This is a genomic window from Enterobacter cloacae complex sp. BZL2005 (assembly GCF_049238885.1).
Classification (GTDB): Bacteria; Pseudomonadota; Gammaproteobacteria; order Enterobacterales; family Enterobacteriaceae; genus Enterobacter; species Enterobacter roggenkampii.
Map to the genome: position 1 here is coordinate 66,114 of NZ_JBMKGI010000002.1, position 17,381 is coordinate 83,494.

At 54.4% G+C, this 17,381-nt stretch carries 18 protein-coding genes, 1 pseudogene and 1 riboswitch; of the genes and pseudogenes, 9 read left to right on the plus strand and 10 right to left on the minus strand.

The window, feature by feature from the left end:
• Positions 1 to 53 precede the first annotated feature (53 nt).
• On the plus strand, positions 54 to 1,418 hold the full coding sequence (sdaA, locus tag ACOTXI_RS04665) for an L-serine ammonia-lyase (protein ID WP_008500494.1): 1,365 nt from the start codon (positions 54 to 56) through the stop codon (positions 1,416 to 1,418).
• A 130-nt stretch (positions 1,419 to 1,548) separates the two neighbouring features.
• The gene (locus tag ACOTXI_RS04670) at positions 1,549 to 3,147 is read left to right on the plus strand and encodes an EAL domain-containing protein (protein WP_047748794.1); all 1,599 of its coding nucleotides are present in this window, start codon (positions 1,549 to 1,551) and stop codon (positions 3,145 to 3,147) included.
• 6 nt (positions 3,148 to 3,153) lie between these two features.
• Here the strand turns inward: ACOTXI_RS04670 and yoaE are convergent, their stop codons facing one another.
• Positions 3,154 to 4,713 (minus strand): CNNM family cation transport protein YoaE, encoded by a 1,560-nt coding sequence (yoaE, locus tag ACOTXI_RS04675; protein ID WP_008500492.1) that lies wholly within the window; start codon positions 4,711 to 4,713, stop codon positions 3,154 to 3,156.
• Positions 4,701 to 4,910, minus strand: a complete 210-nt coding sequence (locus ACOTXI_RS04680; RefSeq protein WP_071530947.1) for a protein YoaL — start codon at positions 4,908 to 4,910, stop codon at positions 4,701 to 4,703. Before ACOTXI_RS04680 ends, yoaE begins: the two co-directional genes overlap by 13 nt.
• Positions 4,911 to 5,174: 264 nt before the next feature.
• Here ACOTXI_RS04680 and manX point away from each other — a divergent pair, with 264 nt between their 5' ends.
• The 5 genes from manX to mntP all read left to right on the plus strand — a co-directional run bounded on the left by manX (position 5,175) and on the right by mntP (position 9,336).
• Entirely contained in the window at positions 5,175 to 6,140 is a 966-nt protein-coding gene (gene manX / locus ACOTXI_RS04685; protein ID WP_058653380.1) for a PTS mannose transporter subunit IIAB, read from the plus strand.
• A gap of 46 nt (positions 6,141 to 6,186) precedes the next feature.
• The gene (gene manY / locus ACOTXI_RS04690; RefSeq protein WP_008500490.1) at positions 6,187 to 6,987 is read left to right on the plus strand and encodes a PTS mannose transporter subunit IIC; all 801 of its coding nucleotides are present in this window, start codon (positions 6,187 to 6,189) and stop codon (positions 6,985 to 6,987) included.
• Positions 6,988 to 6,999: 12 nt separating this feature from the next.
• A complete protein-coding gene (locus tag ACOTXI_RS04695) occupies positions 7,000 to 7,851 on the plus strand; it encodes a PTS mannose transporter subunit IID (protein ID WP_058653382.1) in 852 nt (283 codons plus the stop codon).
• A 61-nt stretch (positions 7,852 to 7,912) separates the two neighbouring features.
• Positions 7,913 to 8,371 carry a DUF986 family protein gene (locus tag ACOTXI_RS04700; RefSeq protein ID WP_421633921.1) on the plus strand — a complete coding sequence of 153 codons (459 nt, stop codon included), beginning with the start codon at positions 7,913 to 7,915 and terminating at the stop codon, positions 8,369 to 8,371.
• Between the two features lie 198 nt (positions 8,372 to 8,569).
• Positions 8,570 to 8,760: riboswitch (yybP-ykoY riboswitch) on the plus strand.
• A 9-nt stretch (positions 8,761 to 8,769) separates the two neighbouring features.
• Complete coding sequence (mntP, locus tag ACOTXI_RS04705) at positions 8,770 to 9,336, plus strand: manganese efflux pump MntP (RefSeq protein ID WP_008500488.1); 567 nt, start codon at positions 8,770 to 8,772, stop codon at positions 9,334 to 9,336.
• On the opposite strand, the gene rlmA is transcribed toward mntP, so the two are convergent.
• The 7 genes and pseudogenes from rlmA to mgrB all read right to left on the minus strand — a co-directional run bounded on the left by rlmA (position 9,333) and on the right by mgrB (position 14,567).
• Positions 9,333 to 10,148 (minus strand): 23S rRNA (guanine(745)-N(1))-methyltransferase, encoded by an 816-nt coding sequence (gene rlmA, locus ACOTXI_RS04710; RefSeq protein ID WP_008500487.1) that lies wholly within the window; start codon positions 10,146 to 10,148, stop codon positions 9,333 to 9,335. The genes mntP and rlmA overlap by 4 nt on opposite strands.
• Before the next feature lie 65 nt (positions 10,149 to 10,213).
• Positions 10,214 to 11,932 carry a peptidoglycan glycosyltransferase FtsI gene (ftsI, locus tag ACOTXI_RS04715; RefSeq protein ID WP_023293943.1) on the minus strand — a complete coding sequence of 573 codons (1,719 nt, stop codon included), beginning with the start codon at positions 11,930 to 11,932 and terminating at the stop codon, positions 10,214 to 10,216.
• 219 nt (positions 11,933 to 12,151) lie between these two features.
• Positions 12,152 to 12,361: a transcription antiterminator/RNA stability regulator CspE gene (gene cspE, locus ACOTXI_RS04720; RefSeq protein ID WP_001062678.1), complete on the minus strand. Its 210-nt coding sequence runs from the start codon at positions 12,359 to 12,361 to the stop codon at positions 12,152 to 12,154.
• Between the two features lie 13 nt (positions 12,362 to 12,374).
• Positions 12,375 to 12,519 (minus strand): annotated as a pseudogene (locus ACOTXI_RS04725) (DUF2627 domain-containing protein).
• A 525-nt stretch (positions 12,520 to 13,044) separates the two neighbouring features.
• Positions 13,045 to 14,034 (minus strand): MBL fold metallo-hydrolase, encoded by a 990-nt coding sequence (locus tag ACOTXI_RS04730; protein ID WP_023325504.1) that lies wholly within the window; start codon positions 14,032 to 14,034, stop codon positions 13,045 to 13,047.
• A 24-nt stretch (positions 14,035 to 14,058) separates the two neighbouring features.
• On the minus strand, positions 14,059 to 14,349 hold the full coding sequence (locus ACOTXI_RS04735; RefSeq protein ID WP_008500484.1) for a YebO family protein: 291 nt from the start codon (positions 14,347 to 14,349) through the stop codon (positions 14,059 to 14,061).
• A gap of 74 nt (positions 14,350 to 14,423) precedes the next feature.
• On the minus strand, positions 14,424 to 14,567 hold the full coding sequence (gene mgrB, locus ACOTXI_RS04740; RefSeq protein ID WP_006175995.1) for a PhoP/PhoQ regulator MgrB: 144 nt from the start codon (positions 14,565 to 14,567) through the stop codon (positions 14,424 to 14,426).
• A 159-nt stretch (positions 14,568 to 14,726) separates the two neighbouring features.
• Here mgrB and ACOTXI_RS04745 point away from each other — a divergent pair, with 159 nt between their 5' ends.
• Positions 14,727 to 14,966, plus strand: coding sequence for a YobH family protein (locus ACOTXI_RS04745; RefSeq protein WP_008500483.1), 240 nt, complete (start codon positions 14,727 to 14,729; stop codon positions 14,964 to 14,966).
• A 66-nt stretch (positions 14,967 to 15,032) separates the two neighbouring features.
• Here the strand turns inward: ACOTXI_RS04745 and kdgR are convergent, their stop codons facing one another.
• Complete coding sequence (gene kdgR, locus ACOTXI_RS04750) at positions 15,033 to 15,824, minus strand: DNA-binding transcriptional regulator KdgR (protein ID WP_025910101.1); 792 nt, start codon at positions 15,822 to 15,824, stop codon at positions 15,033 to 15,035.
• Between the two features lie 178 nt (positions 15,825 to 16,002).
• On the opposite strand from kdgR, the gene ACOTXI_RS04755 reads away from it, so the two are divergent.
• Positions 16,003 to 17,376, plus strand: a complete 1,374-nt coding sequence (locus ACOTXI_RS04755) for an MFS transporter (protein ID WP_058653383.1) — start codon at positions 16,003 to 16,005, stop codon at positions 17,374 to 17,376.
• Positions 17,377 to 17,381: the final 5 nt, after the last annotated feature.

Sequence of the window (17,381 nt, forward strand, 5' to 3'; positions counted from 1 at the left end):
CGCAGTTATAACATCGTTACTGGAACCCCGGTAACCCTGTCAGGAGTGTGAAAGTGATTAGTATATTCGACATGTTCAAAGTGGGAATTGGCCCTTCGTCTTCCCATACTGTTGGCCCGATGAAGGCCGGTAAACAGTTCGTCGATGATCTGGTCGAAAAAGGATTACTGGAAAGCGTTACCCGTGTCGCCGTGGATGTTTACGGCTCGCTGTCATTAACGGGTAAAGGCCACCACACCGATATCGCCATTATTATGGGTCTGGCAGGCAATATGCCGGATACCGTTGATATTGATGCCATTCCGGCATTCATCCGCGACGTGGAAACACGCGGCCGCCTGCTGCTGGCAAACGGCCAGCAGGAAGTCGATTTCCCGCAGGATGACGGCATGCGTTTTCGCAGCGACAACCTGCCGCTGCATGAAAACGGCATGACCATTCACGCTTACAGCGGTGAAAAAGAGATCTACAGCAAAACGTACTACTCCATCGGCGGTGGTTTCATCGTGGATGAAGAGCATTTTGGCAAAGACAGCGTCGGCGACGTCAGCGTGCCGTACCCGTTCAAATCGGCGACCGAGATGCTGGGCTACTGCAAACAGACCGGTCTTTCCCTCTCCGGCATGGTGATGCAGAACGAACTGGCCCTGCACAGCAAACAAGAGATTGAAGACTATTTTGCCAACGTCTGGCAAACCATGCGCGCCTGTATCGATCGCGGGATGAACACCGAAGGCGTTCTGCCGGGTCCACTGCGCGTGCCGCGTCGTGCCTCTGCTCTGCGCCGTATGCTGGTAACCACGGACAAATTCTCCAACGACCCGATGAACGTGGTCGACTGGGTGAATATGTTTGCGCTTGCGGTTAACGAAGAGAACGCCGCCGGGGGCCGCGTCGTGACGGCGCCAACCAACGGCGCGTGCGGCATTGTTCCTGCGGTGCTGGCGTATTACGACCACTTTATTGAGCCCGTGACGCCGGACATCTATATCCGTTACTTCCTGGCGGCAGGTGCCATCGGCGCGCTGTACAAGATGAATGCCTCTATCTCCGGTGCGGAAGTGGGCTGTCAGGGTGAAGTCGGCGTGGCCTGCTCCATGGCGGCGGCGGGTCTGGCAGAGCTGTTGGGTGCAAGCCCTGAGCAGGTCTGCGTGGCGGCTGAAATCGGTATGGAACATAACCTCGGTCTGACCTGCGATCCGGTCGCGGGCCAGGTGCAGGTGCCGTGCATTGAGCGTAACGCGATTGCCTCGGTGAAAGCCATCAACGCCTCTCGTATGGCGATGCGCCGTACCAGCGAACCTCGCGTATCGCTGGATAAGGTGATTGAAACCATGTACGAAACGGGCAAAGACATGAACGCGAAATACCGCGAGACGTCCCGTGGTGGCCTGGCCATTAAGGTGCAGTGCGACTAATACTGCCTTTCGCCCATCTGCAACGGATGGGCGAATTTCCCTCTTCTTCCTCGTCTCCTTCTGCTTTCCCCACTACACTTTCACTGTTGCGTCCGGCTTTTGTGGCTGGTGGCTTACCAGGCGACCGTTCATGCAAACTGCACAAACGATCATTAAAAATTATCGCCGAAAACGCGTTATCGTCTGCGTGACGGTTGCGCTCCTCACGCTCATCCTGACGCTAGGCATTCGCTTTATCTCCCAGCGCAACGTTAACCAACAGCGGATCCTCGATTTTACCAGCCATACCGTTCGCGCCCTTGATAACGTTCTGCTTTCCCTGGAAAACCACCGCAACGTGCTGCAGCCGCTGGTGGGGCAGCCCTGCCTGCAGGTGCAACTGGCACTGCGGCAGCAGGCAGCCATTTTGCAGACGGTACGCTCCATTGCTCTGATCGAAGACGGTATCCTGTACTGTTCGAGTATTTTCGGTAGCCGCAGCGAGCCTGTGCGTGACGTCCTTCAGGAGCTCCCTGCCAGCACGGCGAAGCTGGTTTTATCGACCGACCAGTGGCTGCTTAAGGGCAGCCCTGTTTTGATCCAGTGGTATCCCGTCTCTCAGGACGGTGAAAATGGCGTCGTCGAGATTATCAATATCGACCTGATCGCCAGAATGATCCTTGAGCCCCAGCGTCCGCTCATCAATGACGTGGTGCTGACAGTCGGCAATCGCTTTTTACGCTACGGTCAACGCGTCACCGACAGCCTGACGTTTGATGAGGAGAGTACCCTTTTCCAGCAGTCTTCAACCCAAAATCCTTTCACGATTACGGTCGGCGGACCTGGCCCCGGAGAGTTAGCCTTAAAAAGCCTGCCCGCCCAGCTGCCGCTGGGACTGATGCTCAGCCTGCTGCTGGGCTATCTCGCCTGGCTGGCGACGGCAAACCGGATGAGCTTTACGTGGGAGATCGATATGGGCATTGCGGCGCGGGAATTTGAGCTTTTCTGCCAGCCGCTGGTGAATGCCCGCACCCAGGCGTGCACTGGCGTGGAGATCCTGCTGCGCTGGAATAACCCCCGTCAGGGTTGGATCACCCCGGAGGTGTTTATCCCTCTGGCAGAAGAACATAACCAGATTGTCCCCCTGACCCGCTACGTCATCGCCGAAACGGTGCGCCAGATAGGCTACTTCCCGTCCAGCCCCGGTTTTCACATCGGCATTAACGTCGCCGCCAGCCATTTCCGCCACGCAGTATTGATACAGGATCTGAACCGTCTCTGGTTCAGCGCCTGTCCGCGCCAACAGCTGGTAATTGAACTCACGGAACGGGATGCGCTGCTGGACGCGGATTATCGCATCGTGCGCGAACTGCATCGCAAAGGCGTGAAGCTTGCTATCGACGATTTCGGCACCGGGAACAGCTCCCTCTCCTGGCTTGAAAAGCTGCACCCGGACGTCCTGAAGATTGACCAGTCTTTTACGACCGCCATCGGCACCGATGCCGTGAATTCAACGGTGACGGACATGATCATTGCGCTGGGCCAGCGGCTGAATATCGAACTGGTGGCGGAAGGGGTTGAGACAGAGGAGCAGGCGCGCTATTTACGCCGTCACGGCGTACCTGTGCTGCAGGGATTTTTCTATGCGCGGCCGATGCCGCTGCGGGACTTTCCAGACTGGCTGGCGGGAAGTGCTCCCCCGCCAGCGCGTCATAACGGGCACATCGTGCCCTTAATGCCGCTGCGTTAAGCAGACTTACTCATCTTCATCGTGGGCAGATTGTTCTTTAACAATGCGGACCATATCAACGCGATAGTCGTTGGCTTCGACAATGGTAATGTGCAGCGGCGGCAGCTCAATCACATCGCCGACGCGCGGGATCTGCCCGTTCACGGCGATAACCAGACCGGCAACGGTCGCGATGTCTTCTTCATCGTTGACCACGTTTTCCAGCCCCAGCGTGTGCGAGAGCGCGTGCAGGTCGGTCGTACCTTTAACCAGCCAGCCTTCGCCGTCGGCAACAATTTCCGGCGTTTCGTCTTCATCCGGGAATTCACCGGCAATCGCTTCCAGCACGTCCAGCGGCGTCACCAGCCCCTGCACCACGCCAAACTCGTTGGTGACGATAACAAAGCTACCGCGCGCGCGGCGCAGCACACCGAGCAGGTTGATCGGATCCAGCGTTTCCGGCACCACAATCGCAGGCGATGCGGCAGCAACGGCTTCGACGTTAACGCCTTCTTCCAGAGCGACCAGCATCTCTTTTGCCCTGACCACGCCGATGATCTCATCCAGCTCGCCGCGACACACCGGGAACAGGCTGTGCGGTGAAGAGAGCAGCTGCTGGCGAATTTCATCCACGCTCAGGTTAGCATCGACCCAGCTGATCTCCCCGCGCGGCGTCATGATGCCGCGCAGCGAACGGGAGGCCAGAGAGAGCACGCCGTTAATCATGTAGCGTTCCTGTTCCACAAACGCCCCTTCCGGCACCGGAACCGGGTTGTGGTTTTCGGAATCAGACTGAACGTTCACCTGACGACGACCGCCCATCAAACGCAGAATGGCATCCGCGGTACGGGCGCGCAGCGGCTGATTTGACTGCTGCTTAATAAAGTTACGACGCGCAATCTGGTTGAACAGCTCGATCAGGATCGAGAAGCCAATCGCAGCGTACAGGTAGCCTTTCGGAATATGGAAGCCAAAGCCTTCCGCCACCAGGCTCAGACCAATCATCAGCAGGAAGCTCAGACACAGCACCACCACCGTCGGATGCTGGTTCACGAAACGCGTCAGCGGTTTCGACGCCAGCAGCATGACCGCCATCGCAATAACCACCGCCGCCATCATGACCGGCAGGTGGTTCACCATGCCGACCGCCGTGATCACCGCATCCAGCGAGAAGACCGCATCCAGCACCACGATCTGCAGCACCACCACCCAGAAGCTGGCATAGCCTTTACCGTGACCATCATCGTGCTGCCGGTTTTCCAGCCGCTCATGGAGCTCTGTCGTCGCTTTGAAGAGCAGGAATATCCCCCCGATCAGCATGATCAAATCACGGCCGGAAAAGGTGTAATCCATGACGGAGAATAACGGTTTGGTCAGCGTGACCATCCACGAGATAACGGAGAGCAGACCCAGTCGCATGACCAGCGCCAGCGAGAGACCAATCAGACGCGCTTTATCACGCTGTTTTGGCGGCAGCTTATCCGCAAGGATGGCGATAAACACCAGGTTATCGATGCCGAGAACAATCTCCAGCACCACCAGCGTGAGCAATCCTACCCAGATTGACGGGTCCATTAAGAATTCCATGACAAGCTCCTGCTAAAGGAATGACGAAACGGTGCCCCACTCAACGTGGGCAAAACAGAGGCAGACAGAGTCGATACGTGGCGAGGATCGCCGGTGAAAAAGGCGCGAAATGGCCTGAAAGATGACTGACGTCGGTGACGGTCCATATAGTGGGCTGTAGCCCTATACTCCTGAACAATTAAACGGAGGCTAAACATATCAGACACAATGCATTTTTAGCAAAGATTTACGTTCCTTTGCAAAGATCTGTAACACAGTGGCTGTACCCTTAAGATAAATCTGTCGCGCGTGGCTAAATTACGGATCTTCATCACATAAATTATTTTTTCACTATCTAAAATAATTCGCGGAAGTCTTAGTTTTTGAACTCTAACCCTTATCTGAATCGATTCGGTTCGCCAATACGATTCTCAGTACGACTGCCCGGCAGGCGTATTAATGATAATAAAAGGAGGTAGCAAGTGACCATTGCTATTGTCATAGGCACACATGGTTGGGCTGCTGAGCAGCTACTCAAAACGGCAGAGATGCTGTTGGGCGAGCAGGAAAACGTCGGCTGGATCGATTTCGTTCCCGGTGAAAACGCCGAGACGCTGATTGAGAAGTACAACGCTCAACTCGCGAAGCTGGATACCAGCAAGGGCGTGCTGTTTCTCGTTGATACATGGGGCGGCAGCCCGTTCAATGCTGCCAGCCGCATTGTCGTCGATAAAGAGCACTATGAAGTTGTCGCCGGGGTCAATATCCCCATGCTGGTGGAAGCCTTCATGGCGCGCGACGACAATCCGTCTTTCGACGAGCTGGTGGCCCTGGCCGTTGAAACGGGCCGTGAAGGGGTGAAAGCCCTGAAAGCACAGCCGGTGGAAAAACCTGCCCCTGCGCCCGCAGCGGCACCGAAAGCGGCAGCGCCTGCAAAACCGATGGGTCCGAATGATTACATGGTGATTGGCCTTGCGCGTATTGATGACCGCCTCATCCACGGTCAGGTTGCCACGCGCTGGACCAAAGAGACCAACGTTCAACGCATTATCGTGGTCAGCGACGAAGTGGCCGCCGACACCGTTCGTAAAACCCTTCTGACTCAGGTTGCTCCGCCTGGCGTTACCGCGCACGTCGTGGATGTCGCCAAGATGATCCGCGTTTACAACAACCCGAAATATGCGGGCGAACGCGTAATGCTCCTGTTCACTAACCCGACAGACGTTGAGCGCATTGTTGAAGGCGGCGTGAAAATCACCTCCGTTAACATTGGTGGTATGGCCTTCCGTCAGGGCAAAACGCAGGTCAACAACGCCATTTCAGTTGATGCGAAAGATATCGAGGCATTCAACAAGCTGAATGCGCGCGGTATTGAGCTGGAAGCCCGTAAGGTTTCCACGGATCAAAAACTGAAAATGATGGATTTGATCGGCAAAGTTGGGAAATAAGCCCGCGCCGGTTCTCACATAAAGTTTATGTAATAGGAGAAGTGCAATGGAGATTACCACTCTTCAGATTGTACTGGTGTTCGTCGTCGCATGTATTGCGGGTATGGAATCCGTACTTGATGAATTTCAGTTCCACCGCCCTCTGGTGGCCTGTACGCTGATTGGGGCCGTTCTGGGTGACATGAAAACCGGTATCATCATCGGTGGTACCCTGGAAATGATCGCCCTGGGCTGGATGAACATCGGTGCGGCAGTTGCGCCTGATGCCGCGCTGGCCTCTATCATTTCGACCGTTCTGGTTATTGCCGGTCACCAGAGTATTGGTGCAGGTATCGCCCTGGCGATCCCGCTGGCAGCCGCAGGCCAGGTTCTGACCATCATTGTTCGTACTATCACCGTAGCCTTCCAGCACGCAGCGGATAAGGCCGCCGAAAACGGCAACCTCACGGCACTGTCGTGGATCCACGTTTCTTCCCTGTTCCTGCAGGCGATGCGTATCGCGATCCCGGCGGTTATCGTTGCGATCTCCGTCGGTACCAGTGAAGTCCAGAGCATGCTGAACGCCATTCCTGAAGTGGTCACCGGCGGTCTGAACATCGCGGGCGGCATGATCGTGGTCGTTGGTTATGCGATGGTCATCAACATGATGCGCGCAGGCTACCTGATGCCGTTCTTCTACCTCGGCTTCGTGACCGCGGCATTCACCAACTTCAACCTGGTTGCGCTGGGTGTGATTGGTGCGGTAATGGCGATTCTCTACATCCAGCTCAGCCCGAAATATAACCGCGTCGCGGGTGCCCCAGCGCAGGCTGCTGGTAACAACGATCTCGATAACGAACTGGACTAACAGGTGAGCGACATGGTTGATATGACAAAAACTACCACCGAGAAAAAACTCACTCCGGGTGATATTCGTGGCGTGTTCATCCGTTCTAACCTGTTTCAGGGTTCATGGAACTTCGAACGTATGCAGGCGCTGGGTTTCTGCTTCTCCATGGTACCGGCGATCAAACGCCTGTATCCGGAAAATAACGAAGCGCGCCGTCAGGCCATCAAGCGTCACCTGGAATTCTTTAACACCCATCCTTACGTTGCGGCCCCCGTTCTGGGCGTAACGCTGGCGATGGAAGAGCAGCGTGCGAACGGTGCAGAGATTGACGGCGGTGCCATCAACGGTATCAAAGTCGGCCTGATGGGCCCGTTGGCCGGCGTCGGTGACCCGATCTTCTGGGGTACCGTTCGTCCGGTCTTCGCGGCGCTGGGTGCCGGTATCGCGATGAGCGGCAGCCTGCTTGGCCCTCTGCTGTTCTTCATCCTGTTCAACGCCGTGCGTCTGCTGACCCGTTACTACGGTGTGGCCTACGGCTACCGTAAAGGGGTGGACATCGTTAAGGACATGGGAGGCGGCTTCCTGCAGAAGCTGACTGAGGGGGCGTCAATCCTCGGCCTGTTTGTCATGGGGGCACTGGTTAACAAGTGGACGCACGTGAACATCCCGCTGGTGGTATCGACCATCACCGGACAGGATGGTCAGACTCGCGTCACCACCGTGCAGACGATTCTGGACCAGCTGATGCCGGGCCTGGTCCCGCTGCTGTTGACCTTCGCCTGTATGTGGCTGCTGCGTAAGAAAGTGAACCCGCTGTGGATTATCGTTGGCTTCTTCGTCATCGGTATCGCGGGTTACGCCGTCGGCCTGCTGGGTCTGTAATGCAATAACGTTAGACGCCGGGGGCTTGCCCCCGGTTTTTTATTGGTTATCTGGAGGAAGAATGACTGTCACGGACATCGTACTGGTTTTATTTATTATTGCCCTTCTGGCTTATGCGATCTATGACGAGTTAATCATGCCGCGCCGTCACGGCGAGACGCTGCTCTCCCTTCCCCTGCTACGACGCGGGCGCGTGGATGCCTTTATCTTCGTGGGCCTTATCGCCATTCTTATTTACAATAACGTCACCAGCCATGGTGCATTATTAACCACATGGTTATTATGTGCGCTGGCATTAATGGCGATTTATCTGTTCTGGATTCGCACGCCGAAAATCATTTTTAAATCCCACGGATTCTTCTTCGCCAATGTATGGATAGAATATAACCGTATTAAAGAAATGAATTTATCCGAGGACGGCGTACTGGTGATGCAATTAGAACAACGCCGCCTGCTTATTCGGGTGAAGAATATTGATGACCTGGAAAAGACATACAAGTTACTTGTTAAAACTCAATGAGTTAGCAATATAGCAATGGCTATAACTTGTCTTTATTTTGCGCAAGCAACATAGCCAAAGCTATATCCCCACCGCTAATTTGAATGCTATTTGTTAACGATATTTTCACGCTTAAAGACAAATGAAAATCGTTATCAACAAACGATTTAAATAATGCCTCTTCATTGTTGTTTTATATTCTCAAAATATGTTAAGGTTGCGCCCGTCGTTGGGGAGTAGCCGATTTCCTGTTCGCAGGAAATGTACGTGTCAACATACTCGTTGAAAAACGTGGCACGTACGGATCGCTTACCGCATGTCTTATGTGCGTTGCGATCAGGCGAGACCATAGATACATCAACTGCTTTTTACTGGGGGCAGTGATGTGTCATATGGATATCCCCGGTCTGGACGCTGTTATGAATATCTCCGCTACGATCCTTCTCGCTTTTGGCATGTCCATGGACGCATTCGCTGCTTCCATCGGAAAAGGCGCCACGCTCCACAAACCTAAATTCTCAGAAGCTCTGCGTACCGGCCTGATTTTTGGCGCTATCGAAACGCTGACCCCGCTTCTCGGCTGGGGACTTGGCATGCTCGCCAGCCAGTTCGTGCTGGAGTGGAACCACTGGATTGCCTTCGTCCTGCTGGTGTTTCTCGGTGGCCGAATGGTCATTGAAGGTTTTCGCGGCGGCGATGATGAAGACGAGGAGCCGCAGCACCGCCACGGCTTCTGGCTGCTGGTCACCACGGCCATTGCCACCAGCCTTGATGCGATGGCCGTCGGCGTCGGTCTGGCATTTTTGCAGGTCAATATTATCGCCACCGCGCTGGCTATTGGCTGTGCAACCCTGATTATGTCCACGCTGGGCATAATGGTCGGACGGTTTATCGGCCCGCTGCTGGGTAAACGCGCCGAGATCCTCGGGGGGATTGTGCTGATTGGCATTGGTGCCCAGATCCTCTGGGCACACTTTGCCGGTTAATCTTCGCGCTGCCAGACGTGGATGCTAAAGTCCGTCTGGCAGCGAAATGTTGAGTGTGCCGCTAACGTTTCCCATACCTCAGGTTTTGCCCGCCACGCGAACGGCGTCATCTGCAATAACGCGACGGCCTCTTCCCCTTTCAGCTTCATTTCGTACGCCACCGATTCCGCCTGCTTCAGGGTAAAACCGGCCAGCTGTTCAGAATGAGGGGCATGGAGACGCACTTCGTCGTAGATCAGCCCTTTCAGCTCCATCAGATGACGCGGGCCAGGCGTTACGGTGACCACCCATCCGCCCGGTTTCACGACGCGCGCCAGCTCCTCCGCCTTACACGGCGCGTAGATGCGGATAACCGCGTCCATGCTGGCATCGTCAAACGGCAGCCGGTGGCTGGACGCCACGCAGAACGTCACGTCGGTATAACGTTTTGCCGCCGCGCGAATGGCCACTTTCGACACGTCCAGACCGAATGTCTGTGCGCCCTTCTCACGAGCAACCTCCGCAAACCGTGCGGTGTAGTACCCTTCCCCACAGCCGATATCGAGCATGGCGGTGGCGGAAGCAGGCAGAATGTCATTCAGCCTCTGCGCGACGGTCTCCCGCAGCGGCAGATAGTGCCCGGCATCGAGAAACGCGCGGCGCGCCCGCATCATCTCTGCACTGTCGCCAGGATCGCGCGAGCGCTTATGCTGCACCGGCAGAAGATTCACGTAGCCTTCTTTTGCCCGGTCAAACTGATGCCCCTGCGGACAGGTATAACGTTTATCTGAGTGCGTCAGGGGGGCGTGGCAAAGGGGACAGCTGAAGGACATGGCAACTCCGGAGCATAATCAAAGGGCGAAGTGTACCGCTATTCGCCCCTGTTATAAACGCCCGGTTAGCGCATGACGATAAGGTGATCGGACCCCGCTGGTAATCCGTCAGGTTTGATATTCTCCAGACGCAGCACGTTACCCATAATCTCGCTGAAGACAGGCGCAGAGACGGCACCGCCGTAGTAGGCCCCGTTTTGCGGATCGTTAATCACCACCACCAGAGCAAAACGCGGATTGCTGGCAGGCGCAACGCCCGCGGTGTAGGCGACGTATTTATCGACATACTTCCCGCTATCGTCAATTTTCTTCGCCGTGCCGGTTTTCACCGCCACCCGGTAATCACGCACGGCAGCCTTAACGCCACCGCCGCCCGGCAGCGCAACGCTCTCCATCATGTGCTCCACTTCGTGCGCAATCTCTTCCGGCATGACGCGGTGCCCGATAACGGGGGGATCGATGCGGGTGATGGAGAGAGGACGCTCAAGCCCGAACCCACCAATCGTGGCGTAGACGTGGGCCAGCTGGAGCGGCGTGACCATCAGCCCGTAGCCGAAGGCAAAGGTCGCGCGATCGAGCTGGCTCCAGTATTTACGCTGTGGCAACAGCCCTGAACTTTCCCCCGTTAAGCCAAGCCCCGTATTGGTGCCAAAACCAAAGTTTCGATAGGTGTCAATAAGGTGCTGAACGGGCATCGCCAGAGAAAGCCGGGAAACGCCGGTGTCGCTCGATTTTTGCAGGATCCCGGTCATCGTCAGCTCAGGGTAATAGCCCACGTCGCGAATGCGATGCCCGTCAAGGGTATACGGATGGGTGTCAATCACGCTATCCGGCTGGACCAGGCCCTGCTGCAGGGCCGTCATCAGCACCAGCGGCTTGACGGTCGAACCGGGTTCGAACGTATCGCTGATCGCGCGGTTGCGGAAATCGTTTATCGTCGCGCCTTCCCGATTATTGGGATTGAAATCCGGATAGCTCGCCATCGCGAGTATTTCCCCGGTTGGGATATTAATTAATACCGATGCCCCCGACTCGGCCTTGTTCCAGGCCACGGCATTGTCGAGCGCATCTTCGGTGATGGTTTGCAGCCGCTCGTCAATACTTAACTGAATGTTATGCGCCGGTGAGGGCGCGATTTCAGTCAGGTTTTCAACCACGCGCCCGTAGCGATCTTCCCTCACCTGACGTACGCCCGGTTTGCCGGTGAGTTGGGCGTTGAAGCTCTTTTCCACACCTTCAATGCCCTGCCCGTCAATATTGGTGAAGCCAATCAGGTTCGCTGCCACATGGCCAGCAGGATAAAAACGGCGGGACTCGTCGCGTAAATTGATGCCGGGCAGATTCAGTTTATCGATCCACTTTGCCTGTGCCGGATCAACCTGGCGGGCAAGGTAAATAAAACGACCCTGCGGGTTGGCGTTGATGCGTGCCGAGAGCGTGCCGAGGGAGAGATGCAGCGCGCTGGCCAGCGCCTGCCAGCGCTCATCAAGGCTGACGCCCCCTTTTGCCAGCACCGTCTTAGGATCGGCCCAGACGGCCTGGACAGGCACGCTCACCGCCAGAGGGCGGCCCTCGCGATCCATTATCATGCCGCGCGGCGCATCAATCGCCAGCTGGCGGAGGGATCGCATATCTTCCTGCTTCACCAGATTGTCAGGCTTAATGATTTGCAGCCAGGCAACGCGGCCCAGCAGAAAAGCCAGACTACAAAAAATAGCTAAACAGAGCAGCACAAAACGCGCCGGCGTGAAATTTCCGACGGTCGCTATCGATTTCTTCTTCACCTGAACCCCAGGGCTGTAAAACAACGCACTGATTTAACGGGAAAAGATGGGTTTAGGGTGGCAAAACAGTGCTACTAACCTCGCAGCTTTGCAACAAGTTACTAACAAGACCGTGGATGGTAATATTTTGAAAGATAAGGGACATAAAAAAGCCCCGCGACAGGCGAGGCTTTATGTCTGAGAGTGAAGTGCAGGGCACTTCAGTCAGCAGCGGTTCGATCAGATAGCAGTTACGTTAACTGCAGCTGGGCCTTTCTGGCCGTCCTGAATTTCGAACTCAACGTTCTGGCCTTCAGCCAGAGTTTTGAAGCCGTTACCCTGGATTGCAGAGAAGTGTACGAACACGTCTTTGCTGCCGTCAGCAGGAGTAATGAAACCAAAACCTTTAGACTCGTTGAACCACTTAACTTGACCTTTAATCTTTGCCATTTTGCAAAATTCCTTAGAGTGTTTTCTTAGCCCGCAGGCATTAACTGAGATAAAACTGAGACATTACTGCATGAGGCACTAATATAAGGTTCGGCAGAGAAGCGGTATTCAACGACAACGTGTTTACTCAGGACTTCTTTACTGAAAATGCCACACATAAACAGAACTGTACCTCGTTTGACCCAAAACGTGTTATCACACACTATGTTTAATATGGCAAGCCATTTTTAAACATGTCTCGATCCGCCGCACAAATTCGAACAGTGCCTGTCAGGTTTTGCACAATTATGCGCATCGCGTACAGACAGCCCTGCTGCGTAACAAAGACCCAGCATTGCTTGCACAACCGCTGTAATCTAAGACTTTTTTAACATAGCTCATTCATTACGAACCGTCCAGCAACCAGGAAAAGAAATCTTTCGTCCTGATTGAGTTAGAACAATTTGTGAAAAGTTATGCTTAAATCATTGTAACGCGACCAAATTGTTTCAGAGAAAAAACACTGTTAAAAACCCGCTTCCATCTGTATTAAAATGCACCAGCGAATAAACAGCGTTATGCACCAAAATAATGAAATTTTTATGACTCTGCATCAAAAGAAGGCAAGCAAAACGTTTCGATAAAAATAAAACATTCCCAGGCGCGTTTACATCAAGAATATATGCAATAATTTATCGCTTCGTTTAGAAGGATAAATATTCACCAATTTTCAGTATCCTGAAAGAATGATTAACTGGTGCTAAATTATCGAGCGCGTCAGTTAACTCCTGCACAGGTTCATCTAAAGCTTCATCTGCCAGTTCAAACACGCCCCAGTGAATTGGAAACGCCAGAGGGCAACCCAACTGCTGCCACAATGCCACCGCTGATTGCGGATCCATATGATGAACAGCCATGAACCATCGTGGGGCATAGGCACCAATCGGCAACGCGGCGGCATCTATCTGGCCCAGGCGTTCAGGAATCAACAACAGCTCAGGCGAATAGCCGGTATCACCGCTGAACCAGAAACGGTGATGCCGTCCTTCCATCACCCAGCCGCACCATAAGGAACGATTGCGGTTCCATGGCGTGCGCATGCTCCAGTGCTGTGCCGGCACGGCGGTCAGCGTCATCCCCTGCCAGGTGAAACTCTGCCACCAGTCGAGTTCGACCACGCGTTTTGCTCCCCGGCGACGAAACCAGTCGGCCAGGCCCAACGGAACGAAACAACAGACGTCGGGAAAGCGCTTGAGGATTCTGCGAATGGTTGCGTCATCAAGATGATCGTAATGATTATGGGAGATGACAACCGCATCAAGCTGATGAAGTTGCTCGACAGACAGTACGGGAGGCGTTTTGCGCTGGGGTCCCAGGAAAGGCAGCGGAGAAGCACGTCGTGAAAACACCGGATCGGTAAGGATGATATTGCCGTCCAGCTGCAGCAACACGCTCGCGTGTCCGAGCCACCACACCCCATCTTCATGAGATTGCGCCAGCTCAACGGGTTGCCACCACTGGCGGATGAAATCGTCATAACCCAGCGCGGGCGGCTTCGGTAAACCGGCCTCTTTGCGCGCTTTACGCCAACGGTCAAGGTCACCGGGTTGATGTCCGACAGGAAGGGTATTACGAAAACCGTTCGGGGTATGATGTTTCAGGGAGGGGTCATACCAGGGATTTTTCCAGACCACAGCCACCTCCCAGGACAAAAAAGATTAACGCTCAGCCACCAGGCGGATAAAGTCGTCTTCGTCTTTGTTATCTTCAGCGACCGCGTCTTTCGGCGCGTCTTTCTCTTCCGGTTCGTTAGCCTCGCAAAGACGGCGTAGCAATGCATTCTGGCGTTTTTGCTGATCGAGCAGCGCTTCCAGCAGTTCGATCTGCTCATTTGTACGCGAACTGGCCCGATTCACGAAAAACCAGATGACCAGCCCCACAAGCAGAACCACCAAAGAAATCATCAGGGATGCCATATTCAGCAACCCTGAATTCAGTAACTCACCCATTTCACCACCTCAATAAAAACGTCTATTTTACCACTGGCGTGAAGGAAGGAAATCACGTTGAGAAAAAATGTGTATTACCACGGAATAAATTTGTTGATTGCGCAAACGCCGCTAAAAAACTGTACATCCTGATCGCACATCACATTGATCGTCTGCGTCCATAACACCACGCACGCTATCAGTACGATAATCAGAATTACCCAGCGTATTTTTTTCACTCCACACTCCGTCTAAGGACCTGATGTAACGAGATTATCACGCTTATCTTAAACAAGGGCTAACTGCGCCTCCATCGCGGTTTTTAAGAATGCTGCACTTGTTTCATTGCGTAAACACGTTACGCTAGCATTACGATAACAACGATAAAAGAGGTAATAATGCGATTCATCATTCGAACAATTATTGCACTGGCCCTTGTCTGGATTGGCCTTCTGTTAACGGGCTATGGTGTGCTTGTGGGGAGCACAGAAAACGCAGCCGGGTTAGGCATTCAGTGTAAATACCTAACCGCACAAGGAATGAGCACCGCCCAGTATCTGCATACTGACAGCGGGATCATTGGCTTAACCCAATGTCCTGTACTGCGTAAAACCTCCGTCGTGATTGATAACGGCTAATCAGCCAGGTTCATGAGGCATAAAAAACGCCGCATCAGATGCGGCGTTTTTTCATTTCAGCAGGGATTAAAACGGGTAGTCGTGATAGCCCATCTGTTCAGAAATTTTACGTGCGGCAGTGTGCAGAATAGACACATACTCATGAAGACGCTCTTCGGAGAAACGTAAGGTTGGGAAAGAGATACTTAAGCCCGCAATCACCACCCCAAAGCGGTCAAATACCGGGACGCCGATACAGCGCAGCCCCTCTTCCTGCTCTTCGTTATCTTCGCCATACCCTTGCTCGCGCACGCGGTCGAGCACCGTCAGCAGCGCTTCCGTACTGGTAATGGTTCGTTCCGTGCTGCGTTTGTATTCCACGCCGTCGAGGATCTGCTCCACTTCCTCGCGATCGCGCCACGCCAGCAGAACTTTACCAATCGCGGTACTGTAGAGCGGGTTGCGGCGCCCAATGCGCGAATACATGCGCAGATTGTACATGGAGTCGATTTTATGGATGTAAACGATGCTGTCTTCATCCAGCGCACCGAGATGAATGGTCTCTTTGGTCAGGCGAGAGATTTCACGCATCTGAATGTCCGCGCTGCGGATCAGGTCAACATTTTGTAGCGCACGCGCACCTAATTCAAACAGCTTCAGCGTCAGAGAATATTTTTCAGATTCGCCTTCCTGCGCAACGTAACCCAATGATTTCATGGTTTGCAAAAAGCGATAAACGGTGCTTTTTGACATCATCACGCGCTGTGACAGCTCTGTAATACCTATCTCACGCTCTTCTCCAAGCGCCTGTAAGATGCCAAACACCTTCAGCACGGAAGAAACAGAATCTGGTTGTTTATCCAAATCCGCAATAGCCATTTACCACCTCATAGCGAGTGTTTTATAAAAATCAGAACTGGTTTTTATTATAAGTTCCCGTCATGTCAGCTGCAATCAATCCGCGTTTACTTCGTTACAAATCTGCGACATATCGCGGCTGTAACAATGCTAAAATAGTTACCCTGAGAATAATTTCACGCTGAGCTTTTTACTCCTGATGGAAAAGAATCTTTCCGATGGTCTGCCATTACCCCAGCGGTATGGCGCAATAGCGACCATCATTATCGGTATCTCCATGGCCGTCCTTGACGGCGCGATTGCCAACGTTGCCCTGCCAACCATCGCCAGCGACCTGCATGCCTCACCCGCCAGTTCGATTTGGATTGTTAACGCCTACCAGATTGCGATTGTGGTTTCACTGCTCTCGTTCTCTTTCCTGGGCGATATGTTCGGCTATCGCCGGGTGTATCAGTGTGGCCTGGTGGTTTTCACGTTTACCTCCCTGTTCTGCGCCCTTTCAGATTCACTGCATACCCTGACGCTTGCGCGCATCGCCCAGGGTTTTGGCGGCGCGGCGTTGATGAGCGTAAACACGGCGCTGATCCGCTTGATTTATCCCCAGCGCCATCTGGGGCGCGGGATGGGGATAAACTCGTTTATTGTGGCCGTCTCTTCAGCCGCCGGGCCAACCATTGCGGCGGCGATCCTTTCCGTCGCGTCATGGCAATGGCTGTTCGCCATTAACGTGCCGCTGGGTATCCTCGCGATCTTCTTTGCCCTGCGCTTTCTTCCCGCTAACGGCCCCAAAATCAGCATGCCGCGCTTCGACGTGGCGAGCGCGGTGATGAATGCCCTGACCTTCGGCCTGCTGATTACGGCGCTCAGCGGCTTTGCGCAAGGACAATCGCTGATGCTTACCGGCGCGGAGCTCATCGCCCTGCTGGCGATCGGCTTCTTCTTTGTTCGCCGCCAGCTCACCCTCCCCGCGCCTTTGCTGCCCGTTGATCTGCTGCGAATTCCTCTCTTTTCACTCTCCATTTGCACGTCCGTCTGCTCGTTTTGCGCCCAGATGCTGGCTCTGGTTTCTCTGCCCTTCTTTCTGCAGAGCGTGGTAGGCCGGTCAGAAGTGGAGACCGGACTGCTGCTCACCCCCTGGCCGCTGGCGACCATGGTGATGGCCCCGCTGGCAGGTTACTTAATTGAACGCGTTCATGCCGGTTTACTCGGGGCTCTGGGGCTGGCGGTGATGGCGACAGGCCTTTTCGCACTGGCATTGCTGCCCTCGTCGCCTTCCGATCTGGACATTATCTGGCGCATGATCCTCTGCGGCGCGGGGTTTGGGCTGTTCCAGTCCCCCAATAACCACACCATTATCACCTCAGCACCGCGACATCGTAGCGGAGGGGCCAGCGGCATGTTGGGAACCGCGCGTCTGCTTGGGCAAAGCACCGGTGCGGCGCTGGTCGCCCTGATGTTTAACCTCGCAGGCCAGAACGGCAACCATGTTGCCCTCCTCACCGCCGGTGTACTTGCCACCCTCGCGGCTATCGTCAGCGGCCTGCGGGTGACCCAGCCCAGGGTTCAGGCATAAAAAAA